This window comes from Streptomyces liliifuscus, from assembly GCF_016598615.1.
Classification (GTDB): domain Bacteria; phylum Actinomycetota; class Actinomycetes; order Streptomycetales; family Streptomycetaceae; genus Streptomyces; species Streptomyces liliifuscus.
The window spans coordinates 10,119,920-10,142,325 of the sequence record NZ_CP066831.1 but is presented as its reverse complement, the minus strand read 5'-3'; the positions used below and the strand labels follow the sequence as shown (position 1 = coordinate 10,142,325).

General features: G+C 70.6%; 15 protein-coding genes, 1 pseudogene and 1 riboswitch. Of the genes and pseudogenes, 8 read left to right on the top strand and 8 right to left on the bottom strand.

Going from position 1 to position 22,406, the window contains the following annotated elements; all coding sequences use genetic code 11:
- The first annotated feature begins 73 nt into the window (after positions 1-73).
- From JEQ17_RS44245 to JEQ17_RS44235, 3 genes are read left to right on the top strand one after another with little or no spacing between them, the layout of a single operon-like run.
- Positions 74-460 (top strand): hypothetical protein, encoded by a 387-nt coding sequence (locus tag JEQ17_RS44245; protein ID WP_200400555.1) that lies wholly within the window; start codon positions 74-76, stop codon positions 458-460.
- Between the two features lie 3 nt (positions 461-463).
- Positions 464-1,486: a hypothetical protein gene (locus tag JEQ17_RS44240; RefSeq protein ID WP_200400554.1), complete on the top strand. Its 1,023-nt coding sequence runs from the start codon at positions 464-466 to the stop codon at positions 1,484-1,486.
- A gap of 44 nt (positions 1,487-1,530) precedes the next feature.
- Positions 1,531-4,170, top strand: a complete 2,640-nt coding sequence (locus tag JEQ17_RS44235; RefSeq protein ID WP_200400552.1) for a hypothetical protein — start codon at positions 1,531-1,533, stop codon at positions 4,168-4,170.
- A 4-nt stretch (positions 4,171-4,174) separates the two neighbouring features.
- Here JEQ17_RS44235 and JEQ17_RS44230 read toward each other — a convergent pair whose 3' ends face one another.
- The 5 genes from JEQ17_RS44230 to JEQ17_RS44210 form a co-directional block, all read right to left on the bottom strand.
- Positions 4,175-5,743 carry a phytoene desaturase family protein gene (locus tag JEQ17_RS44230; protein ID WP_200400551.1) on the bottom strand — a complete coding sequence of 523 codons (1,569 nt, stop codon included), beginning with the start codon at positions 5,741-5,743 and terminating at the stop codon, positions 4,175-4,177.
- 173 nt (positions 5,744-5,916) lie between these two features.
- Positions 5,917-8,139: a serine/threonine-protein kinase gene (locus JEQ17_RS44225; RefSeq protein WP_200400549.1), complete on the bottom strand. Its 2,223-nt coding sequence runs from the start codon at positions 8,137-8,139 to the stop codon at positions 5,917-5,919.
- Positions 8,140-8,619: 480 nt separating this feature from the next.
- Positions 8,620-9,810 carry an acyl-CoA dehydrogenase family protein gene (locus JEQ17_RS44220; protein ID WP_200402036.1) on the bottom strand — a complete coding sequence of 397 codons (1,191 nt, stop codon included), beginning with the start codon at positions 9,808-9,810 and terminating at the stop codon, positions 8,620-8,622.
- A gap of 174 nt (positions 9,811-9,984) precedes the next feature.
- The gene (locus JEQ17_RS44215) at positions 9,985-10,755 is read right to left on the bottom strand and encodes a CbtA family protein (RefSeq protein ID WP_200400548.1); all 771 of its coding nucleotides are present in this window, start codon (positions 10,753-10,755) and stop codon (positions 9,985-9,987) included.
- 28 nt (positions 10,756-10,783) lie between these two features.
- Entirely contained in the window at positions 10,784-11,008 is a 225-nt protein-coding gene (locus JEQ17_RS44210) for a CbtB domain-containing protein (RefSeq protein ID WP_200400546.1), read from the bottom strand.
- Positions 11,009-11,044: 36 nt separating this feature from the next.
- A riboswitch (cobalamin riboswitch) is annotated at positions 11,045-11,186 on the bottom strand.
- A 130-nt stretch (positions 11,187-11,316) separates the two neighbouring features.
- Here JEQ17_RS44210 and JEQ17_RS50285 point away from each other — a divergent pair.
- Positions 11,317-12,042, top strand: coding sequence for a histidine phosphatase family protein (locus tag JEQ17_RS50285; RefSeq protein WP_234048599.1), 726 nt, complete (start codon positions 11,317-11,319; stop codon positions 12,040-12,042).
- A 114-nt stretch (positions 12,043-12,156) separates the two neighbouring features.
- Here JEQ17_RS50285 and JEQ17_RS44195 read toward each other — a convergent pair whose 3' ends face one another.
- The gene (locus JEQ17_RS44195; protein WP_200402035.1) at positions 12,157-12,549 is read right to left on the bottom strand and encodes a ferredoxin; all 393 of its coding nucleotides are present in this window, start codon (positions 12,547-12,549) and stop codon (positions 12,157-12,159) included.
- A gap of 284 nt (positions 12,550-12,833) precedes the next feature.
- On the opposite strand from JEQ17_RS44195, the gene JEQ17_RS44190 reads away from it, so the two are divergent.
- Both JEQ17_RS44190 and JEQ17_RS44185 read left to right on the top strand, forming a co-directional pair.
- The gene (locus tag JEQ17_RS44190; RefSeq protein ID WP_200402034.1) at positions 12,834-14,018 is read left to right on the top strand and encodes a right-handed parallel beta-helix repeat-containing protein; all 1,185 of its coding nucleotides are present in this window, start codon (positions 12,834-12,836) and stop codon (positions 14,016-14,018) included.
- A gap of 129 nt (positions 14,019-14,147) precedes the next feature.
- Positions 14,148-15,575, top strand: coding sequence for an AbfB domain-containing protein (locus JEQ17_RS44185; protein WP_200400545.1), 1,428 nt, complete (start codon positions 14,148-14,150; stop codon positions 15,573-15,575).
- A gap of 125 nt (positions 15,576-15,700) precedes the next feature.
- On the opposite strand, the gene JEQ17_RS44180 is transcribed toward JEQ17_RS44185, so the two are convergent.
- The gene (locus JEQ17_RS44180; RefSeq protein WP_200400543.1) at positions 15,701-19,201 is read right to left on the bottom strand and encodes an NB-ARC domain-containing protein; all 3,501 of its coding nucleotides are present in this window, start codon (positions 19,199-19,201) and stop codon (positions 15,701-15,703) included.
- Between the two features lie 80 nt (positions 19,202-19,281).
- Between JEQ17_RS44180 and JEQ17_RS44175 the strand changes: the two are divergent.
- A pseudogene (locus JEQ17_RS44175) lies at positions 19,282-19,365 on the top strand (IS5/IS1182 family transposase); the annotation flags it as partial.
- A gap of 333 nt (positions 19,366-19,698) precedes the next feature.
- Here JEQ17_RS44175 and JEQ17_RS44170 read toward each other — a convergent pair.
- Positions 19,699-20,310 carry a hypothetical protein gene (locus JEQ17_RS44170; RefSeq protein WP_200400542.1) on the bottom strand — a complete coding sequence of 204 codons (612 nt, stop codon included), beginning with the start codon at positions 20,308-20,310 and terminating at the stop codon, positions 19,699-19,701.
- A gap of 314 nt (positions 20,311-20,624) precedes the next feature.
- Here JEQ17_RS44170 and JEQ17_RS44165 point away from each other — a divergent pair, with 314 nt between their 5' ends.
- On the top strand, positions 20,625-22,268 hold the full coding sequence (locus JEQ17_RS44165) for a GMC oxidoreductase (protein ID WP_200400540.1): 1,644 nt from the start codon (positions 20,625-20,627) through the stop codon (positions 22,266-22,268).
- Positions 22,269-22,406 lie beyond the last annotated feature (138 nt).

Below are 22,406 nucleotides of genomic sequence, written 5' to 3'. Positions count from 1 at the left end.
TGCGGCGACCGAGGCATCCCGCGACTCGGCCTCACAGGGGTGACGCGAGGGAGTAGGAAAACAAGGGGGGTAGATGTCCGACGAATCGGCGGTCCGGCGGGCCGCCACGGAGATCCTGGGCGAACTGCCGCGGCTCCTCGGTGAAGGGCGGGCCGCAGCCGTGGCGGAGCGGGTGCGCGAGGCTCTGGCGCAAGAACCCGAGGACAGCACGTTCCGGATCGAGGCGGTGCTGCGCGAGCACCCGGAAACCCGCGCGTGGATGCGCGAGCGACTTCTGCCGGTTCTCGGTGAGAGGCCCGCGTTCCGTGACTACCAGGAGTTGCCGGGGCGGTCCACCGTCCCAGCGGGAGAGGTGTTCGCCTGCCCGCTGTGCGGGAGCCGGTGGGTGCGCCCGACCCTCGACGACCGGGTGCCACCGTGCCCCGAACACCGGATGCCCCGCGTCCGGCAGGGCGGGTGAGCCGTGATCGGGCCTCTGTGGGGCGGCCTCGGCGGTGCCGCCGTCCGGCACTGGGCGGCTCGTCTGTTCACCTCTGCCGCTCTGTTCTGGCTCGCCGGACTGGCCCTGGTCTGGTACGACCGCCACGGTGAACTGGTCCGCGAACGGGGGTGGATCCGCGGCCTGGTGGCGGCCACCCGCCCGTACGAGCAACTGCCTTCCCTGGTGGCCGGGGTGCTGTTGTTGCTGCTGATGGGTGTCGTGGTGGCCTCGGCGCTGGCCGCCGAGCTGCTGACCCTGCCCGTGCTGCGGCTGCTGGAGGGTTACGGATGGTGGCCGGTCCCACTGCGCCGGCGGTGGAGCGATCGGCGGGCCCGTGCGCGCGAGGAGGCCATGGCCGTGTTCCAGGAGAGGTCTGCGGCCCTGCGTGTCGCGGACGGGTCCGGGCCAACCTCGTCCGCGGCGGGCGCGATGGCCCGCGCCACTCGCGTCCTGCGGACGACACCCGCCGACCCGGCACTGGTGATGCCCACACGTCTGGGCAATCTGCTGCGCACCGCCGAACTGCGGCCGCTGCGCAAGCACGGCGTCGACGCCGTGTCGTGCTGGCCCCACCTGTGGCTGGTGCTGCCGGGCGACTCCCGAACCGAGATCACCTCGGCCCGCTCGGCACTGGACGGAACGGTGCGGGTGTGGCTGTGGAGCGCGCTGTTCGCCGTGTGGACGCCGTGGGCGTGGTGGGCAGCACTCGTCGCCCCCGCCGCGGCGGCTCTGGCGTACGTCAACTGTCTGCGCGCCGCCGGAACGTACACGGTCCTGCTGGAGGCGGCGTTCGACGTCCATCTGCCCCTGCTCTACGCCGCGGCCCGCCTTCCCGCGCCGCGCACGGCGGCCGAGGCGGTGGTTCACGGGGAACGGCTGAGCCGGTATCTGCGCGAGGGCAGCGACGATCCGGAGCTCCGGTTCACACCGGTCGCCGACGCCGAGCCGGCCGCGGGCCCGGCCGGGACATCTCCGACAGCACCGGGAGGGGCTGGTTCCCCGTGAAGTGGCCACCTCGGCGCGGGCTTCCGGCGCCTTCCCTGCCCCAATTGACCGTCACCGAGGCCGGGGAGGCGGCGGCCTTCAGGGCGATCGTACGGGGCCTGTCACCCCGCTCGGACCCATTGGAGTACGCGTTCCGCTGTCAGCAGGCGGCAGACGACGCCGAGAGCGCCGGCCGGCCGGACGACGCGATCTCCCTGATGCTGCGGGCCGCACAACACCTCTCCCGTACCCGGCCTCGGCCGGAGCAGCCACTGGCGCTCACCGAGTACACGCTCTCCGAGCTCTACATGAGGCGTCCCACCGGCGACCAGGAGGCCAACCGCGAAGCGGCCCTGCACTTCCTGCGGCGTTCCACGGCCCACGACATCGAGATCCCGGACCTGTACGCCCGGGCCTGGGGCGCGCTCGGCGACCGGTACGCCCGCCGTTCCCTCGGCGACCCCACCGACAATCGTCGCGCGGCGCTGGAGGCGTACCGCACCGCGCTTCTCCTGGCTCCGCCGATCGGTCCCCGGGGCGACTGGGCCTTGAACATGCACCACTACGGCCTCACGCTCCTGGAGGGCTCGGATCAACCGGGCGACGCGGCAGAGGCGTTGGTCTCGCATCTGCAGGCCGCCGCCGCTGCCCACGACGCCGGGGACCTGGCGCTGGCCGCCCGGGCGCACGCCTGGTGCGCCGACGCGCTGGACGCCGTCGTGGCGCGGACCGCGGAGGCCGGCGAGCCGACACCGCTGGAGGTGGCGAACCCACCGGAGGGCATGACGGGTTCCGCCGACGAGGCGGCGCTGTGCCGTATGCGGGCAGTGTCGGGCGTGGTGCTGAGCGATCTGCGACAGCTGGTGTGGGACGGCCAGGTCATCGAGGCGGGCCAGGTGTGGGAGCCGGTGGGCTCTTCGGCGCGCGACACGCACCAGCCCTCGTTGCAGGGTGTCGCGCTCTTCCATCTGGGCCGTCTGTTGCGGCAGTTGACCCACCCCGAGCCCGACGACGCCGAGACCGTATGCCGTCATCTGTCCGCCGCCGCCCTGGTCATCGATCCGAAGCTCCATCCGTGGTCCTGGGAACAGCTGGACCGTGAACTCGCCGCCGTGTTCGCACCGGACGCGTCGCCCGGTGCCGGTGACGGCCCGGCACCAGCAGGCCCCTGGTCCGGGAGCCCGCTGTACATGTACGCGACCACCGCTGGACTCGCCATGGCGGAGCGCGCGCTGGAGGACGTGGACACACGGGAGCCCGCCGACCGGCCCGCCGACGCGCTGACCTCCGCCGCCACCCGGCAGTTGCGGCGGGCGCTGGCCCTGCTGCCCGATGATCCGGCCCATGCCGAGAGCCGTGCCCGGGTGAGGCACGAGCTGGCCAGGACGCTCTCGGTGCGGCCCTGGCGCCCCGACGCCGTGGACCACGAAGAGGCGCGTACGTTCATGGAGGCAGCCCTCGCGGACACCGATCGCGAGGCACAGCCCGAGCGGTGGCAGGCCCTGCACCACGAACTGGGCGTCAACTACCAGAACCGGCAGACCGGTTCGGCCGCGGACAACCGCGAGCAGGCCATCCACCACCTCACCGCGGCCCTGTCCGCCATGCCGGAGGGGGCCCCGCAGCGCGCGGTGACCCTGAGCCAGCTCGGCAACGCCCACCACATACGGCTGCGCGGCGATCCGGCCGACAACATGGACCGGGCCCTGGAGTTCTACAGCCGGGCCCTGCACCTGCGTGACCGGGCGAGCCAGCCGCTGCGCTGGGCCATCACGCTGCACAACATCGCCGTGCTCTACCGGGAACGGGCCGCCTTCGGGAACCGGCAGGGCAATCTGCTCACGGCCGCCGACTGCTTCCGGGAGGCGCTGGAGGTGCGCACCCGTGACGCGCTGCCCGAGCACTGGGCGTTGACCGTGCGGGAGTTGGGAGTCACGCTGCTGCGGCTCGGGGACCCCGCGTCGGTGCGCGAGGGCGAGGAGCTGCTGCGGGATGCCCAGAGCGTCTACACCCGCGAGGACGCCCCGCTCGACTGGGCGGCGATCCAGTGGCAGCGGGCCGAGACCGCCCGTGCCGGGGGTGAGCACGAACGGGCCGAGGCCCTGTTACGGCCGGTCCTCGGCCTGTCCCTGGAACGGGACCGCCCCGACCTGTGGGCCCGGGTGACCAGGACGTACGCCCTCGCGTGCTTCGACCTGGGCGCCGAACGCCACGACGCGGAGCAGGTCTCCCTGGGGGTCTCGCTGCTGAACCGTTCGGTGGAGCGCCTGCGTGCCGACGGGGACTGGACGGTCGTCGCCCGTGGCGCGGCCGAACTCGGCGACCGCTGTCTGGTCATCGACCGGCCGGAGCTCGCCGCCGACGCCTACCTGCGCGCCCTGGACGCGGACGCCCGCCGATACACCGCGTCGCTGTCGCTCGGCTCGCGCGAGTCGGCGGTGGCGGGCAGCTGGGTGATCGCGTCGCGCGCCGCGTACGTGCTCGTGAACCGTGGCCGGTTCGATCAGGCGGTCGATGCCCTGGAACGCGGCCGCAGCCGCATGCTGGGCGAGGTCCTGGCCCGGGACCGCGTCGACCTGCGGCACCTGCTGGACGGGAACGAGCGTGAACGAGCCGCCGCCGAGCGCCACTTGGCCGCCGCGGCGGCCGTCCGCGCGCTGGAGGCGGAGGAGCGGCGGCTCGTTGGGGAGGCGCCGGAGGTGTAGGCGGTCACGGGGACGCCTCCAGCACCGCCATGGCCGCGTTGTGGCCCGGCACTCCGCTGACCCCGCCGCCGCGCACCGCGCCCGCGCCGCACAGCAGGACGTTCGCGTGTGCGGTCTCCACGCCCCAACGGCCCGTGCCCTCCTGCGTGTAGGGGAAGGCGAGGTCGCGGTGGAAGATGTTGCCGCCGGGCAGGCGCAGGTCGCGCTCCAGGTCGAGCGGTGTCTTCGCCTCGATGCAGGGGCGGCCGTCCGCGTCGGCCGCCAGGCAGTCGGCGAGCGGCTCGGCGAGGTGCGAGTCCAGTTGCGCGAGTGTCGACTTGAGCAGTTCCTCGCGTACGCCGTCGTTGTCGTGGGCGAAGAGCCGGGCGGGTGTGTGCAGGCCGAAGAGCGTGAGCGTGTGGTAGCCCTGCTGCACCAGGTCCGGGCCGAGGATCGTCGGATCGGTGAGCGAGTGGCAGTAGATCTCGGAGGGCGGGGCCTCGGGCAGCGCACCGGACGCGGCCTGGGCGTGAGCGGTCGCCAGTTGCTCGTATCCCTCGGCGATGTGGAAGGTCCCGGAGAAGGCCTCGCGCGGATCGACGGACGTGTCGCGCAGCCGGGGCAGCCGCTTCAGCAGCATGTTCACCTTGAGCTGGGCGCCCTCGGCGGGGGCGGGCTGCTCGTCGCCGGTGAGCCGGGCGAGCTCCTGCGGTGAGGCGTTGACGAGGACGTGCCGGGCCGGGACCGTCCGTTCTTCGCCGTCCGCGGTCCGGTACGTGACCTCGGCGGCCCGTCCGTCGGTCTCCACCCGGACCGCCTCATGGCCGGTGGCGACGACCGCGCCCGCGGCGCGCGCGGCCCCGGCGATGGCGTCGGTGAGGGCGCCCATACCGCCGACCGGCACGTCCCAGGCTCCCGTCCCGCCGCCGATCACGTGGTAGAGGAAGCAGCGGTTCTGCCGCAGGGACGGGTCGTGGGCGTCGGCGAAGGTACCGATGAGCGCGTCGGTGAGGACGACGCCGCGTACGAGATCGTCGCTGAAGTTGTCCTCGACGGTCACCCCGAGCGGCTCCTCGAAAAGGATCCGCCAGGCCTCGTCGTCGTCGATGCGGCCGCGCAGCTCGTCGCGCGTGGGCAGCGGTTCGGTGAGGGTGGGGAACACCTTCTTGGCGACGCGGCCTGTCATCCCGTAGAAGCGCTGCCATGCCTGGTACTCGCGGGGGGACCCGGTCAGCTTGGCGAAGGCCTCCCTGGTGCGCCGTTCGCCGCCCCCGACGAGCAGTCCGGTCGGCCGCCCGTCGCGCTCGGTGGGGGTGTACGAGGAGACGGTGCGACCACGCACCCGGAAGTCCAGGCCGAGATCCCGCACGATCTTCCGGGGCAGCAGGCTGACCAGGTACGAGTACCGCGACAGCCGCGCGTCGACACCGGTGAACGGCCGGGTGGACACGGCCGCCCCGCCGGTGACCCCCAGCCGCTCCAGAACCAGCACGGACTTCCCGGCCCGCGCCAGATAGGCGGCGGCAACCAGACCGTTGTGCCCCCCACCGACGATGACGACGTCCTGCTCCCGGTGTCCCTCAAATGCAGCCATGCTTCTTGGTAACACGCAATGATCTAGGTCGGCCAGACACACGCGGCAACCGGCCCCGTAAGGGGCGCGGGGAACTGCGCGCCCAGCCACAGCCGACCCGCAGCCGAGAAACGACCGCGGCGGGGGTTCGGGGGCGCAGCCCCCGTCTCGAACCGGCGCACCCCAGCGGAGCGTCACCGCTGGCGCAAAGCCGCCACCCTCCGATACAACTCCACCGCCTCCGCCCCCCGCCCCAGCTGCTCCAGACAGTGCGCCTCGTCGTTCCGGCTGGCCAGCGCGTCGGGATGGTCGGCGCCCAGCACACGCTCGCGCGCGGCGGCCACCTGGCGGTACTCCGTGAGCGCGTCGGCCCACCGGCCGAGCCAGCCGAGCCCGACGGCGACCTCGCGCCGGCTGACCAGGGTGTCCGGGTGGTCGGGGCCGAGCACGCGCTCGCGGATCGCGCACACGTCACGGGACTCCGCCAGCGCCTCCTCCCACCTGCCGAGCCGGCCGAGATTGACGCCGAGCCCGTGCCGGGCGCGCAGGGTCTCGGGGTGGGCGGGCCCGTGGACGCGGGTGCGGTCGTCGATCAGGCCGCGGTACAGCTCCAGTGCCGGGGCGCTGCGCCCGAGCCGGCCGAGGCTGATGCCGACCTCGTAGCGCGCGGCGAGCGTGTCGGGATGGTCGGGGCCGAGCGCCTGCGCCCGCGCCTCGGCGACCTCCTGGTATGTCTGCAGCGCCTCCGGCCAGCGGCCCAATTGCCCGAGCGCGTAGGCGACTTCGTACCGTGTGACGAGCGTGTCGGGATGGTTCGCGCCCAGCACCCGGGCGCGGGAGGCGGCCACCTCGCTCGCCATCCGGTACGAGTCCTCCAGACGCCCGAGTCTGCTGAGGTTGAAGGCGAGGTTGTGGCGGCAGCGCAGGGTGTCGGGGTGTTCGGGCCCCATGGCGCGTTCCCGGGCCGCCAGCACGGCCGTGTAGACCTGGTGTGCTTCGAAGTGGCGGCCCAACTGGCCCAGTACATAGGCCATTTCCTGGCGGGCGGCGAGAGTGTCCGGGTGGTCGGGGCCGAACACGTGCTCCCTGGTCTGGGCCACGTGCCCGTATTCGCGCAGGGCGTCGGCGGGGCGGCCGGTGCGGCTGAGGGTGAAGCCGACCTCGTAGCGGCTGGCCAGTGTGTCGGGGTGGTCGGGGCCGAGCGCGTGTTCGCGTTCGGCGGCGACCGCGCGGTGCACCTCGCCCGCCTCCGCCCAGCGGCCGAGCCGCCCCAGGCTCAGTCCGGCGTTGTGCCTGCCGGTGAGGGTGGTGACCAACTCCGGTGACGGTGTGGGCCGTTCGGCTGGTCCCGGGGGCTGGGTGCCGCGCCTGTCGGTGCGGGCGATCCAGTCGCCGGTGAGGCCCGCGGCGGCGTCGGGCGGTGTGGTGCGCAGGCCCGCGCCGGTCGCCTTGTGGCCGGTGGTCATACCGCGGGTCCAGGAGGGCAGCCGGTCCTCTCGCGCGGCAGGCCGCTCCGGCGCCGCGGGCCGCACCGGGGGCGACACCACGGTCGGCACGTACGTCGGCGCGGTGCGGCCCGCTCCGATGCGGCGGCCCAGCTCGCGGGCGTCGTGCGGCCGCTGCTCGGGTTCCTTGGCCAGCAGGTCCAGGATGACCCGGTCCAGGTACTCGGGGAGCTCGGCGCGATGGCGGCGCGGCGGCTCGGGAGGCGTGTCCCGGTGGCCGACCAGGACCGCCCACGCGTCGTCGAGGTCGAAGGGCGGCGCCCCGGTGGCGATCTCGTACAGCACGCAGCCGAAGGAGTAGAGGTCGCTGCGGTGGTCGACCTGGTCGCCGCCGATCTGCTCCGGCGACATGTAGTGCGGGGTGCCCATGGCGATGCCGGTGCCGGTGAGTCTGGAGGTGAAGCCGATGTCGTGGCCGAGGCGGGCGATGCCGAAGTCGCAGATCTTCACCGTGCCGTCGCCGAGCCGCATGATGTTCGCCGGTTTCAGGTCCCGGTGCACGATGCCCTGTTGGTGGGTGTAGGCGAGGGCGGCGGCCGCCTGTTCGCCGATCTCCACGATGTCGGCGACGGGCAGCGGATGCTGTTTGTTGTCCTCCAGCAGCTGGCTGAGATTGCGCCCGTCCAGCAACTCCATCACCAGATAGAGCACGCCGTCCGACTCGCCGAAGTCGTGGACGACGGTCACCCCGCGGTGCTGGAGGGCCGCGGCCACCCGCGCCTCACGGCGGAACCGCTCCCGCAGGACACGGGTGAACGAGTTGTCGTGGTGCTGTCCCAACGGTTTGAGGCACTTCACCGCGACCTGTCTGCCCAGCGACTCGTCGCGGGCACGCCACACCTCACCCATCCCCCCTCGACCGATCAGGTCGAGCAACCGGTACCGGCCCTGGATCAGCCTGGTGTCCCCCATCTGCTGCGATCGCCCCCGTCGTTCGGCCCCGCCCTCCCCTGGCTCGTCCAGTATGGCGAGCCATCGTCCGACTTTGTACGGGGCGGGCCGTGAGCCGGGGCCCAGCCGTGACATCGTGCGGACAATGTGTTTGGGCGGCAGTTGCCGGTGTAGACGTGCGGGAACGCAGTGCAACACGGTGCCGGTGAGTCGCAGTTGCCGCGCCGCCGTGCCGGACGACCGTACGGATCTTCCGTACAACTCATGGGCGCATGGCGGCAGTGAGACGTACGTCGGCTGCGCCACCCATCGCCGCGGGAAGCCGTCGAGATCCCACGCCTCCGGCCGCGCGGCCGGATCGAAGCCCGTTCGAGGCCGGATCGGGGTCGGATCGCGGTCGGTCGCCGTGAGCATCGTGGTCGGTCGCCCTGACTATCGCGGCCGGCGTCGAGGGGATCCACCAGCCGGTCGGCGACAGCCGTTTCCGGGCCGGAGCCCCGGCTACCGCCGCACCCTCGGCATCCCCAGGCCGATCCACGAGATGATCTCCCGCTGGATCTCGTTGTTGCCGCCGCCGAAGGTGAAGATCACGGCCGAGCGGTAGCCGCGCTCCAGTTCGCCGTGGAGTACGGCGCCCGCGGAGCCCTCCTTGAGGACACCGGCCACGGCGACGACCTCCATGAGCCAGGCGTACGCGTCCCGGCGGGCCTCGGAGCCGTACACCTTGACGGCGGAGGCGTCCTGCGGGGTGAGCGTGCCCTCCTGGACGGCGTTCACCATCTGCCAGTTGAGGAGTTTCATCGCGTCGAGCCTCGTGTGGGTCTGGGCCAGGCGGCGGCGCACCCAGGGGAGGTCGACGACGCGGCGGCCGTCGGCGAGCTTGGTCTCCATGGCCCAGCGCTGTACGTCGTGTAGGGCGCGGATGGCCATGGTGCCGTGTGCGGCGAGGGTGACCCGCTCGTGGTTGAGCTGGTTGGTGATCAGCCGCCAGCCCTTGTTCTCATGGCCGACCCGGCGGGAGGCGGGGACGCGGATGTTCTCGTAATAGCTCGCGGTGGTGTCGTGCGAGGCGAGCGTGTTGATGATCGTGCAGGAGTAGCCGGGGTCGGAGGTCGGCACGAGGAGCATGGTGATGCCCTTGTGCGGCGGGGCGTCGGGGTCGGTGCGGACGGCGAGCCAGACCCAGTCGGCGGTGTCGCCGTTGGTCGTCCAGATCTTCTGGCCGTCGACCGTGTAGTGGCCGGTGTCCTCGTCGCCCTCCCTGACCGCCCTGGTCTTCAGGGCTGCCAGGTCCGTGCCCGCGTCGGGCTCGCTGTAGCCGATCGCGAAGTCGAGTTCGCCGGACAGGATCTTCGGCAGGAAGTACCCCTTCTGCTCGTCGGTACCGAACTGCATGATCGTCGGCCCGACCGTGTTGAGCGCCATCAGCGGCAGCGGTACGCCGGCCTGGGCGGCCTCGTCGAAGAAGATGAACTGTTCCATCGGGGTCAGACCGCGCCCGCCGTACTCCTTCGGCCAGCCCACGCCGAGCCACCCGTCGGAGCCGAGCCGGCGGATGGTCTCGCGGTAGAAGCGCTTCTGCGCCGCCGGATCGCCGTAGCGGGCGTACACGTCGTCGGGGACCAACTCCGCGAAGTAGGCGCGCAGTTCGGTGCGCAACCGCTGCTGCTCCGGCGTGTATTCGAGATGCACGGCGCCTCCTGGCTCCCACTGGCCCACTCGTTCGGCCACCCGGACCTGACGGCGCACACCGTAGAACGTGTTCCAGAAATAGGGAATGCCGACGACGTACGCGCCTGCCACGCACGCACACATGCGAAGGGGCCCCAGGATGGTGCTCCAGGGGCCCTTCGGTGTGTGAACGGATCAGTGCGCGACGGGAGTTGCCCGCCCTTCGGCCGCCTTCTCGTCCTCGGTCCGGGCCGGCCCGGGAGCCAGCACGCGCTCCGCGAGCAGCCCGAAGACCAGTCCGTACGCGGTCCACAGGGTCACCTGGATGGCCAGGGTCGCCAGTCGGTACTGCCACAGCAGGGTGGCGGGGAAGCCCTCCGGCGCCTCGTTGAAGGACGGCAGGAACGCGTACGCCAGGCTGACGGCCAGGACGAAGAACCCACCCGCCGCGAGGGTGGCGTTCCAGTTGCCCAGGCGCGGGGCGAGGCGCTTGCCGAGGATCACCGCGGCGACGGCCAGCAGCACGCTGAGCACGATCATCAGGAGGAACAGCGCGGTGCGCTGGTTGAGGGTGTCGGGGTCGCCGACGGCGGGCGGGTTCGCCGGGTACTTGAGGAACGGCACCAGGTAGACCGCGACCAGACCGGCGCCCGCCAGCAGCAGAGCGCTCGCGCGCGGCCCGAAGCGGCCGATCCTGCCGAGGGCGAAGCAGTACGCGAGGGCGGCTATGCCGCCGAACGCGACCCCGTAGACGAGCACGCCGGTGGACAGACCACCGGTGGACTGCATCGCACGGCTGACGAGTTCCTCGCCGCCGTGTTCATGGGCGTGGGCCTCCTCGAACGCGATGGCCTCGTCCACCCGAGGTTCACCCAGGAAGTAGGCGACGACCAGGGCGAGCACACCCGCGGCAAGACCCGCGAGCATGCCCCGCACCAGGAGATTTCTGACGGTGACGGAGTTCATTGGTTGTCCTGTCGGTTCTGTGTCGCCGTCAGTGGCAGGGGAAGCCGAGCAGGTGGCGGGCGTCGTGCACCCACTCGTGCACGCCTTCGCCCGAGACCAGGGAGGTGGCGCCCTGTTCGGCGCCGACGAAGTAGAGCAGCACGAGCATCAGGATGCCGAGGAAGACCGCCCAGGGAGCGATCGCGCCGATCGGCAGCTTTGCGGGTATGTCGGGGGTGGTTGCGGTCGGCTGGGCGACGGCGGACTGCGCCATGGCAGGACCTCCTGGGGGAACTCGCGTCCCATCTCGGTGGTGCACAGGACGACGGCCACGGGTCTGACTTGCTCGACCTCCGCCTCCCCTGGTGGAAGGCGGTTGTACGGGGCTTACAGTGGCGCGACCGTGCCGGATTCTCACCGGCTTCCGTCGTACCGTCGTCAATATCGACGAGAAGGTACCGCGAAGCGGAGGCGCGGCCAAGGGCGCACGGAATGCCGGGGGCGCGCCGGGGCCCTGGTCACGCCCCCAATTCCCGGTACGGACAGGGGTGTTGAGCACGTGGTGAACGCGAGGACGGGCCGATGACCAGCCGAGTGATGTTGATCTCACCAGCGATGAGCGCGGCGTTGCGGGAGGCACGTTTCGACGACGGATGTCCCCTCGACCCGGCCGGGCTGCGGCTCGCCGAGGCCGCCGCGGGCTCGCTGCCGGCCGCCGACCAGGTCCTTCTCTCGCCCACCGTTCGCTGCCGGGAGACGGCGGAGGCCCTCGGGCTCGGCACCCTCGCCGTCACCGACCCCGACCTGGCCGGCCTGGACGTGGGCCGCTGGCGCGGGGCGACCCTCGCCGAGGTGAGCGCCGCCGAACCGGAGGCCGTGGGGCGCTGGCTGGCAGACCCGTCGTCCGCCCCGCACGGCGGCGAGTCGGTGAGCGGACTGTGCGAGCGCGTGGCGAAGTGGCTGGAGACGGTGACGGATCCGAGCGCCGAGGTTTCAGGATCCGGGGCCTCAGGATCCAGCTCCTCCGGGTCCGGCTCAGGCTCGGCTTCGGGTGCAGGACCAGGGCCGAGACCGGGGGCGGGGCCGGGGGCGGGGCCGGGGTCGGGACCGGGGGCGGGGCCAGGACCCGGCTCCGTCCGGGTCATCGCCGTCGTCGAGCCGGAGATCGTACGGGCCGGGGTGGTGCTGGCACTTGGGGCCCCGGAGTCGGCGTTCTGGCGCGTCGACGTGCCGCCGTTGGTCGCGACGGAGTTCAGCGGGCGGGCCGGGCGCTGGAATGTACGGGTCGGGAGGGCGCTCGGAGAGTGAGGCCACGGCGAACGCCTGGCTGAACACCTCCTCGGTACTCGGCATCCCGGGACGTGACTCTTCGAACGGGGCTCTTCGAGACGCGGCACCTCGGGCGTGGCGTTCCACGGAACCTCACCTCAGCAGGGCGAGGAACTCCGTGCAGGCACTCGCGCAGCCGCGGCAGGCCTCGGCGCCCTTCTCGGCGCCGGGGCTCCGGTCGAAGACCTCGGCGGTCTCCAGGCAGACGGCACGGCACCACTCCACCTGGGCGCGCATCCCGGCCTCGGCCTGGGTGACCTGCTCGGCCAGTGCGCGGCAGGTCACGTCGCAGACCTCCACGCACAGGATGCCCTTGCGCCGCAACTCCTGTTGGTCGTCGGGGCCGTCGAGTTCGGCGAGGCTCGCGCGCAGGGCACAGACCCGTGCGCACTCGGTACAGGCCTGCGCACAGGCAAACCGGTCCTCGAGGAAACGAACGAGTTCCTGCTGCTCTGTTAGTGACACGCGGTTCGGGTAGCCGGGCATCGCCACGCCAAACCCCGCCTTCGCACGGCACAGACACGGCGCAGGCATGGCGCAGACACGGTGCAGACACGGCACGGCGGGGCCAGAAGTGGCTGAGCATGTCGAAGTTATTGACGTGCTCACGGCCGCACTCTACGTTCTGACCGGTTTACCGAACTGCGTTCGGTATATCGATCCACTTGTGGTGGGTGCGCACACCTCGGCAACCAACCCGGTGTGTGCGACCACTGACCCGCGACAAGCTTCGGATCGGCAGACAAGGAGGCCTCGTGCGCATCGCGGGCATGCTCACAGGGACAGTGCTGAGTGCCGTGTTGGCGACGACGGTGCTACCGACCCCGGCAGCCGCGGCGTCGACCATCGTCGTGGCCGTCAACGGGAACGACTCCGCCGCCGGCACCCTCGACCAACCGCTGCGGACCGTCCAGAAGGCCGTCGACAGGGCGACACCGGGCGACACCATCCTCGTACGGGGCGGTACTTACGCCCTGACCGACAACATCACGATCACCACCTCGGGCACGGCGTCGCAGCCGATCTCCCTCGGTTCCTACCAGGGCGAGCGTGTCGTCATCGACGGCGAGCAGCTGCCGGCCAGCCACACACCGGTCGGCGGCAGCATCCCGCGCGCCGAGCGCGGGGCCGTCCACCAGGAGGCCTCCTACTGGAAGGTCTCAGGGCTGGAGATCGTCAACGGGCCGTACGGCTACTACTGCGACAGCTGCAGCAACAACGTGTTCTCGCGCCTCACGACCCACGACAACTACGAGTCCGGCTTCCAGCTCCAGGGCGCCTCCGCGAACAACCAGATCCTGAACCTGGACAGTTACGGCAACCGCGACCCGCGCAAGAACGGCGAGAGCGCGGACGGGCTGGCCGTCAAGGAGGGCAGCGGGAGCGGCAACGTCGTACGGGGCGCGAGGCTGTGGAACAACGTCGACGACGGTTACGACGCCTGGAAGTTCACCTCGCCGATCCTCGTCGAGAACACGATCGCGTACGGCAACGGCTTCAACCGCTGGAGCTTCCCGGACTTCGCGGGCGACGGCAACGGCTTCAAGCTGGGCGGCGGGAGCCCGGCACCGGCGGTGGCCCACACCCTGCGCAACTCGCTCGCGTACCGGAACGCGGCGCACGGAGTCACCGACAACGGCAATCCGGGCGCGCTCGCCCTCAGCCGCACCACCACGTTCCGCAACACGGGCACGGGCTTCGACGCCGACGGCTCGGGCGGAAGGGCGGTCCTCACCGCCAACCTGTCCGTCGCGGACGCCCGGCCCGCGGCACTCGGCTCCGGCACCACGTCCACGGACAACTCCTGGGATCTGGGCGGCACTTGGGGTGAGTCGTCGGTCGTGAGCACGAACACGGGCGCCATCACAGGACCACGTTCGTCGGACGGCTCCCTGCCGCCCGCCCGGGACCTGCTCGTCCCGAAGAACGGCACGGCCGTCGGAGCCCGCTTCTGAACCACCCCGTGGGCCCCGGGACGGACGACCCCGGGACCCACGGGACTGGCACATCCAGCACCACCAGCAGCACCAGCAGCACCAGCAGCACCAGCAGCACCAGCGCAGTCCGAACGAGGAGAGCCGCACATGATCACGCCAGACAACTCCTACAGACCCGCCACCGCCCCGGACGCGACGGGCGCCTCCCGCCCCTTCGCACCCTCGCGTCGAAGCCTGCTGCGGGCGATGGCCGCCCTGCCGGTCTCGGCGCTCGTCGTGGGCGGGCTGCCCGGCCTGCTCGGCACGGCCTCCGCGGCCGCGCCGCCCCGCGGATCGGCCACCCGCTACACCATCGTCCCGTTCCTCAACAGCAACGACGGCACGGTGAACGTCTACCAGTCCGACGACGCAACGGACTTCCGGCTCGTCAAGGCGTCCGCGTACACGCCGCCCGCCAACCGCATCCGCGACGCCAGCGTCTTCAAGCACACCGACGGCTACTACTACATCACCTACACCACGCACACCTGGCAGGACACCAGCACCACCATCGGCTTCGCCCGCAGCTCGGACCGCAGCAACTGGACCTTCCTGTACGACTACACCGTGCCGATCGCGAACCTGTCGCGCGCCTGGGCGCCGGAGTGGTTCGTCGACAGCGACGGCAGCGTGAACATCCTCGTGTCCTGCTCGGTGACCAGCAACGAGTGGATCTTCACCCCGTATCTGCTCAGGGCCACCAACTCCGCGCTGACTGCCTGGAGTTCACCGGTGGCACTGTCCGGCATCGGCGCCAACCACATCGACACGTTCGTCGTGAAGATCGGCTCGACGTATCACGCCTTCACGAAGAACGAGACGTCCAAGTACATCGAGTACGCCACCAGTTCGGCGCTCGCGGGCCCGTACACGATCAGCAGGACGGGGAACTGGGCGGGCTGGGGCGGCACTCGGGAGGGCGCCGCGCTGATACAGCTCGACAACGGCGCGTGGCGGATCTTCTTCGACGGATACGGCGACGGCAGCTACTACTACAGCGACAGCTACGACACCTTCGCCACCTGGAGCGCGCCGAAGAAACTGCCGGGCATCTCGGGGACGGCACGCCACTTCACGGTGCTCAAGGAGACGGTGTCCGGCGGCGTCACCCTCCCGACGGGCGTCACCCGCTACCTCCAGTCGGGCAACTTCACCACCCGCTACTGGCAGGAGCAGTCCGCCCTGCTCAACCTGCCCGTGCTGACCAGTTCCAGCACGACCGCGGAGAAGCAGGCGTCCACGTTCACAATCGTGGCGGGCCTCGCCGACGCGAACGCCTACTCGTTCCGCAACGCGGCCGGCAACTACCTGCGGCACTGGGACTTCCGGGGCCGCTTCGACGCGAACGACGGCTCGTCGACGTTCGCCAGGGACGCCACCTTCATCGCCCGCACCGGCAGCTCCGTACGCCTGGAGTCGTACAACTACCCCGGCTACTACCTGCGCCACTACAACTACCAACTCCGCGTCGACCCGTCGGACGGCACGGACCTGTTCCGCCAGGACAGCTCGTTCGTGGCGGTGACGCCCTTCTGACCTGCGCGCAACGTCGTCCGGGTAGCGGCTGAACCTGGTGCACGTCTCCTGCGTGCACCAGGTCGGTGTTCACGCGCGGGGCCGGCGTGATGTGCCAAGACGAACGTCACCGGCCTCTCGCCACATCAGCCAGCTACGTATTCGAAGGCGAACAACCCCGCCGTCGTCCCCGCGAACAACGCTCGACCGTCCGCGGACCAGGCGCACGACCACACGCCGCTGTCTGTGCGCATCATTGTCAGGATCTCGCCGCTCGAAGGGGCGTGGATCCGTACGGTCTCATCCGCTCCGCCGGTGGCGAGGCAGGAGCCGTCGGGGCTGAAGGCCGCCGCGCGCACCGGCCCACGGTGCGCGTTCAGCATGCGCACCAAGGCGCCGGTCGACGGGTCCCAGAGCCGCGCCGTCGTATCGCTGCTGCCAGTGGCCAGAAGCGAGCCGTCCGGGCTGAACGCCATCGTGTGCAGCTGGTCGGTGTGGCCGGCCAGGATGCGAACCAGGTCGCCGGTGGACGGGTCCCAGAGCCGCACCGTCCTGTCGTGGCTGGCAGTGGCCAGAAGCGAGCCGTCCGGGCTGAAGGCCACCGCGCACACCGGCCCGCGGTGACCGTTCAACATGCGCACCATCGCGCCGGTGGACGGGTCCCAGAGCCGCACCGTCGTATCGCGACTGCCGGTGGCCAGTCGTGCGCCGTCCGGGCTGAACGCCACCGTGTGGAGCTGGTCGGTGCGTCCCCGCAGGGTGCGTACCGTTTCGCCGGTGGCCATGTCCCACAACCGCATAGTCTTGTCGCTGCTACTGGTCACCAGACGGGTACCGTCCGGGCTGAACGCCACCGCCAGCACCGCACCCTGGTGTCCGCGCAGCATGCGTGAGATCTCGCCAGTGACGGGGTCCCAGATCGGCACAGCGGTGTCGCGGCTGCTGGTGGCAACGCAGGAGCCGTCCGGGCTGGACGCGACAGCCTGCAACTGCTCGGTGCGGCCGGTCAGGGGTACCGGTGTGCCGCTGGACGTCGGGTCCCAAGCGAGGGCGATGTGATCGTTTCCACCAGTGACAAGGCGGGCACCGTCCGGGCCGAAAGCCACCGTGAGCACCGCCCCGCGATGCCCGGCAAGGGTTTGCACCGCCTGGCCGGTGGTGGTGTCCCAGATTCGCACCACGGCAACATGGCTGCCGGTGGCGAGACGGGAGCCGTCCGGGCTGAAGCCGGCCGCCCGCACCACCCCGGACAGTTCATGTACGACCTCCTCCCCACTGAGCCCCCAGATCCGCAGTGTGCGGTCATTGCTGCAGGTCAGCAGGCGGGAACTGTCAGAGGTGAACGCCACCGCGCGCACCGGCCCGCGGTGACCGTTCAGCACGTGTGACGCCCGGACACTGGAAGGCCCATCTCCCGACCCGCGGTCGAGGCCGAGAGACGCAACGCTCCAGATCCGTGCGGTCGTATCCACACCGCCGCCGGCCAGGAACGAGCCGTCCGGGCTGAACGCCACCGCGAACACGGGGCCCTCGTGACCGGTCGCCGTGTGCAGTGCCCTGCCGGTCGCCGGATCCCAGATGCGCACCGTCGCGTCACTGCTGCCTGTGGCCAGGCGAGAGCCGTCCGGGCTGAACGCAACGGCGAGGACCGGCCCGTCGTGTCCCCTCACGGTACGCACTGCCTGGCCGGTGGCCGCGTCCCAGATCCGTACGGTCGCGTCGCGGCCACCGGTGGCCAGCAGACGGCCGTCGAGGCTGAAGGCCACGGCGCGAACCGGCCCGTGGTGACCGGTCAGGGTGTGAAGGGCCTCCCCGGTGGCGGAACTCCAGATCCGTACGGTCGTGTCACGACTGGTCGTGGCGATGCGGGCACCGTCCGGGCTGTACGCCGCCGCGTACACCGGACCACGGTGGCCTGTCAGGGTGCGCATCAGGGCAGGGTCGGGCAGGTCCGGAGGAGGCCAGCGGTCGATGAGGGCGGGCGTGCCGGCGGGAAGCGGGCGGGCGGGCCAGTGCGGGGCGCCGGTGATACGGCTGCGCAGGACCGTGTCGAGGGCGTGCGGCGGGGTGGTGGGGGTGAGTAGGTGGGCGGCTTGGGCCAGTTGACGTGCGAGGAGCTGAGCCGGAGCTCCCAGGCGGTCGAGATCGCGCCAGGGAGCGGTGGGGCCACGCTGATGCAGTCGCGCGCGGACCCACCGGAAATCGCCTGCGAGGGTGAGTGCCTGTGCGGAACGGCGAGCGTCGAGGAAGTGCTCGATGAGATGGTCCAGCAGGTAGCCGACCGTGACCCGCCACCAGGCCACAGCTCCGTCCTCGGCTTCGGGCAGGGAGGTCGCGACGGCGTCGAGCAGAGCGGCGTTCGCGGTGCTCAATCCCGCGGGACCCAGTTCCGTACGAAGGTAGTCGCGGACGACATCGTGGACGGTGACGGCTCCGTGGGCCACGCTGGTCTCGATGCCGAGCAGCGACAGATCGGCCATCTGCTTGCACAGGGCGCGGGTGGCGGTCTCGTCGAGATTGCCGGTGGCATTCCACAGCGCCGCCACCACGTCGATGGGCACGCTCTCGTCCTCGGCGAAGACCCCGAGTTCGTTGAAACGCTGCTCGGCCTGCTCGTGCGGCAGGAGGGTCGAAGCGGCGCGGATGCTGGCCCGTACGGCGGTGTTGCGCTGGTCGGGGTCGTTGAGGTCGAGGGTGCCGTCGGGGTCCTGGACGGCGGGCCCGTCGGCGCGCAGTCGCCGCAGGAGCGTTCTGGCCGCGTCGGTGGGATCGGCTCCAGTGGCTGTCTGCTCGGCGAGGAACTTGTTCGCGATACCCAGCAACAGCGCCCATCGTCCCGTCGCCTTGACCAGTTCCTCCAGCACCTCGCGCCGCGGCGAGGCGGGGAGACGGTGGGTGAGCAGGTGGCGGGCCTGCTCCACCGTCATGCGGTCGACTTCGATGCGCACCGCGGCGGGCGGGAGCACATCGGACCTGCGCGTGGTCACCAGCCGGACACAGGACCGCTCGGCACCCCGCAGGAAGGGGGTGAGCTGCTCGCGTTCCCAGACGTCGTCGATGATGAGCAGGGTGCGGGGCCGTCCGGCGAGGAGCGCGCCGAGACGGGCTCCGGCACGCTCGGGGTCCGAACCGCTCTCGGTGGTGTCGCCGGTGATCAGGCGGGTTTCCTCCGCGACCTTCGCGGCGATGGCCGCCCGGCCGCGCACTTCCCGACCCATGGTGACCAGATGAACGCCGCCCGGGAACCGGCGCTGGACCGAACGCTGGGCGGCCACGTATCTCGCCAGACTGGTCTTGCCGAACCCGCCGGCCCCGTGCAACCCGGCTGTGATCGCTACCGGTGAACTGCTCCCCCAGCGTCCAGTGCGCCTGCGGACGGCCTTGATGACAATGGCCGCTTCGTCTCTGTTCACCCACCACTCCGGCACCTCGAGTGGCGCCGGACGGCTGATCGGGGCCGTCGGTCCGCCGGGGACCGCCCGCAAGGAGACCACCAGGGCGACCAGTCCCGCCGCCGAACCGAAGACACTCGCCACCGGGTCGGCGACACCCCAGCCATCACGCACCGCCGTCACCAGCAGCCACACCACAGCCGCCACGCACACGGCGATGACGGCGCGTGTCCCCCAGCGTCCCCGTGACCCCATGGGACCTGATCATTCCCTCTGACACCGGATTGGTGCCAGTCCCTCACCACCGGACAACTGGCCTGTGGCGTTCCTCGGGTTCACCGAGACGTCCTCAAGGCGGCGGGCGACGTCGACACGGTGATCGTGAGGTGCAGGCCGCGATCGTGTTCGTCGCGCCCTCGCCTGCGCCGCCTCACCCGCTGATGTGCCGCTGCGACAACTCAATTGCCAGGTCATGGCCGTAGTGAACGGCGAGGTCCACGGGCGTCCGCCCGTCGGTCCTGGGAACCGCGGATCAGGGCGGCGCTGCGAGCCTTGCTGTCCTTGAAGACGAGGCCGGGTTCTCGATGACGCCGCCATGAACCCGTAGCGGGGCCGGCGAGGGCATACGCCGTGATGCGGGGGCGGGACCGGCCCTGGCGCCACTGGTGGATCGGATGGCGGATCAGCACGGGCCAGATGAGGTCGTGGCCCTGGTCCAGGCGGACGACGAGTCACTCCGGCTTCGCGGACACTCACTCACGGCCGGAGAGAGGAGCTCGAAGCTCCACGCGCAGTCGGATCGAGGTGTCCATAGGCAGTCCCACGCTGGAGTAGCGAAGATCCTTCGAGTAGTTCGCGATGAGGTCGAGGTCCCGCAACTGCCGCTGCAACTCAGAGGTCAGCGCTTCGTCCGAATCAGGGACGAGCTCGTCTTCCTCCTGCTCGGCCAGGAACTCAAGGTGTTGATCAACGGCCTCCACCGCCCGGCGACCAGCCCAGTTGGCGAAGTCGTGGCAGCCGAACAGATAGGCATGCGCGGCATACAACGTCGCCGCTGCGGCAGACTCGTCTGCGTCATCGGGCCCGTCCTGGCCGTCGTTGTGGCAGTACTCGCTGAGCATGTACTCGGCGACACGGTGCTTCACGACCGAGAAAGCCGTCGAGTCACCGAGAACGCCCTCCCACACGGAGTTCAACAAAGGACGAAGGCCCACGGTGAACGGCGCCTGCTCGTCCGTGGGCAGTCCCTCGTGCCAGCTCATGAGCCGTTCCGCGACACCAGCAGCAAACACGCCGCGTTCCCCGCGCGACATGGCCTTCAGCCGCTCCTCCACCAACGCTGAAAGCTCCTGCCACGTGTCCATATGAACCATCCCCGAGTCTTGAAACCAGCGTGCCCACGCCGGCAACGGCGATCATTGCACCCACCAGCGACAACGCATCAAGCGAGGGCTCGGCACCCACGTCGGCCCGCTCGACCGGCAGGCGGCGCTTTGTCCGTCTGCGGGGGTCAGCGCGGCGCCCCGTGTCAACGCGTGTTCCAGTCATGTCCTGTTGTCTCGTGGTGTACGTGATGCCCAATTTGTGATCGTTTGAAAGTTACCTCAGGGTATGGCGTGACTTCTTATGAGGGTGGCATTAGAACCCGTTTCACTCTATGGAGAGTGAGGAGCCGCGCATGAACGACGATTCCCCACGTGGGACGCGCCTTAGAGGCGTATCTCGTCGGAGATTCATCACTGGAACTGGTTCTCTTCTTGGGTCGGCGGCGCTCGCCGGCCAGGTACTGCCGGCGCATGCCGCCACGACAGCCGCAGCCGCCGCAATCGAGCCGGGGGCGCATGTACCCGCCCTCGTGATCGGCACCGGATACGGCGGTTCCGTGGCCGCTCTGCGCCTGGCCGAGGCCGGTGTCGACGTCCACATGATCGAGATGGGCATGGCCTGGGACACCCCCGGGTCGGACGGCAAGATCTTCGCCAACACGACGAGCCCCGACTACCGCTCCTACTGGCTGCGCACCAGGACGAAGCAGCCGCTCAGCAACTTCCTCGGCTTCCCCATCGACAAGGACGTCCCTCGCTACACCGGGATCCTGGACGCCGAGGAGATGGGCGGCATCATCGTCTACCAGGGCCGCGGCGTGGGCGGCGGCTCACTGGTCAACGGAGGGATGGCGGTCACTCCGAGGCGGGAGAACTTCGGCGCCGTCCTCCCGTCGGTCAACGCCGACGAGATGTACTCCGTCTACTACCCGCGGGCCAACTCCGGTCTCGGGGTCGGCACGGTCGACCCGACATGGTTCGAGACCGCCGACTGCTACCAGTACGCCCGCGTCGGCCGTAAGCACGCCCAGCGTTCTGGCTTCCCCTTCGTCTTCGTGCCCGACGTGTACGACTGGGACTACATGGAACAGGAGGCCGCCGGGACCGTACCGAAGTCCGCGCTCGCGGGTGAGATCCTCTATGGCAACAACTACGGCAAGAAGTCGCTCCAGAAGACATATCTCGCCAGGGCCAGGGCGACCGGCCGGGTCTCCATCTCAGCGCTGCACAAGGTCACTTCGGTCGCTCCGGCGACGGGCGGCCGCTACACGGTCGTCATCGACCAACTCGACACCGGCGGCAACACCACGGCCACCAAGACCGTCACCGCGGACCGGGTGTTCTTCGCGGCCGGCAGCGTCGGCACCAGCAAGCTGCTGGTCAAGCTCAAGGCAACGGGCGCGCTGCCGGGCCTCAACAGCGAGGTGGGCAAGGGCTGGGGCGACAACGGCAACGTGATGTGCGGCCGCGCCAACCATCTGTGGGACCCCACCGGTGCCGTGCAGTCGTCCATTCCGTGCTCCGGCATCGACAACTGGGCCGCGGGCGGCGCGTTCGCCGAGGTGGCGCCGCTGCCCACCGGCATCGAGACCTTCGCCTCGTTCTATCTGTCGATCACCAAGAACCCCAACCGCGCCCAGTTCTCGTGGAACGCGTCGGCGGGCAAGGTCGATCTCAACTGGCAGACCGCCTGGAAGCAGCCGTCCATCGACATGGCCAAGACGATTTTCGACAAGATCAACGCCAAGGAGGGGACGATCTACCGCACCGACCTCTTCGGCGCCTACAAGATCTGGGGCGACCACCTGACGTACCACCCCCTGGGTGGCGCGGTGCTCAACAAGGCGACCGACAACTACGGCCGTCTGCACGGACATCCGGGTCTGTACGTCATCGACGGCGCGCTGATCCCGGGCAACACCAGCGTCAATCCGTTCGTCACCATCACGGCGCTCGCCGAACGGAACATCGAGAAGATCATCGCGGCGGACCTGTAGCGACGACCCGAGCGCGTGCGCGTGCACGGCCCGGAGACGAACGCGCCCCGTCCCGGACGGCGGACGAGAGGCGGACGAAAGGCGGACGAAAGGAGACCAAGGAGACCAGGGGGACGAGAGGGGGACGAGATCGGGGCC

Coding starts and splice junctions, on each gene's coding strand:
- JEQ17_RS44215 (WP_200400548.1), bottom strand. CDS start 10,755: ATGAACTCCGTCACCGTCAGAAATCTCCTGGTGCGGGGCATGCTCGCG.
- JEQ17_RS44245 (WP_200400555.1), top strand. CDS start 74: ATGTCCGACGAATCGGCGGTCCGGCGGGCCGCCACGGAGATCCTGGGC.
- JEQ17_RS44165 (WP_200400540.1), top strand. CDS start 20,625: ATGAACGACGATTCCCCACGTGGGACGCGCCTTAGAGGCGTATCTCGT.
- JEQ17_RS44225 (WP_200400549.1), bottom strand. CDS start 8,139: ATGGGGGACACCAGGCTGATCCAGGGCCGGTACCGGTTGCTCGACCTG.
- JEQ17_RS50285 (WP_234048599.1), top strand. CDS start 11,317: ATGACCAGCCGAGTGATGTTGATCTCACCAGCGATGAGCGCGGCGTTG.
- JEQ17_RS44195 (WP_200402035.1), bottom strand. CDS start 12,549: ATGCCCGGCTACCCGAACCGCGTGTCACTAACAGAGCAGCAGGAACTC.
- JEQ17_RS44210 (WP_200400546.1), bottom strand. CDS start 11,008: ATGGCGCAGTCCGCCGTCGCCCAGCCGACCGCAACCACCCCCGACATA.
- JEQ17_RS44190 (WP_200402034.1), top strand. CDS start 12,834: ATGCTCACAGGGACAGTGCTGAGTGCCGTGTTGGCGACGACGGTGCTA.
- JEQ17_RS44185 (WP_200400545.1), top strand. CDS start 14,148: ATGATCACGCCAGACAACTCCTACAGACCCGCCACCGCCCCGGACGCG.
- JEQ17_RS44170 (WP_200400542.1), bottom strand. CDS start 20,310: ATGGACACGTGGCAGGAGCTTTCAGCGTTGGTGGAGGAGCGGCTGAAG.
- JEQ17_RS44230 (WP_200400551.1), bottom strand. CDS start 5,743: ATGGCTGCATTTGAGGGACACCGGGAGCAGGACGTCGTCATCGTCGGT.
- JEQ17_RS44180 (WP_200400543.1), bottom strand. CDS start 19,201: ATGGGGTCACGGGGACGCTGGGGGACACGCGCCGTCATCGCCGTGTGC.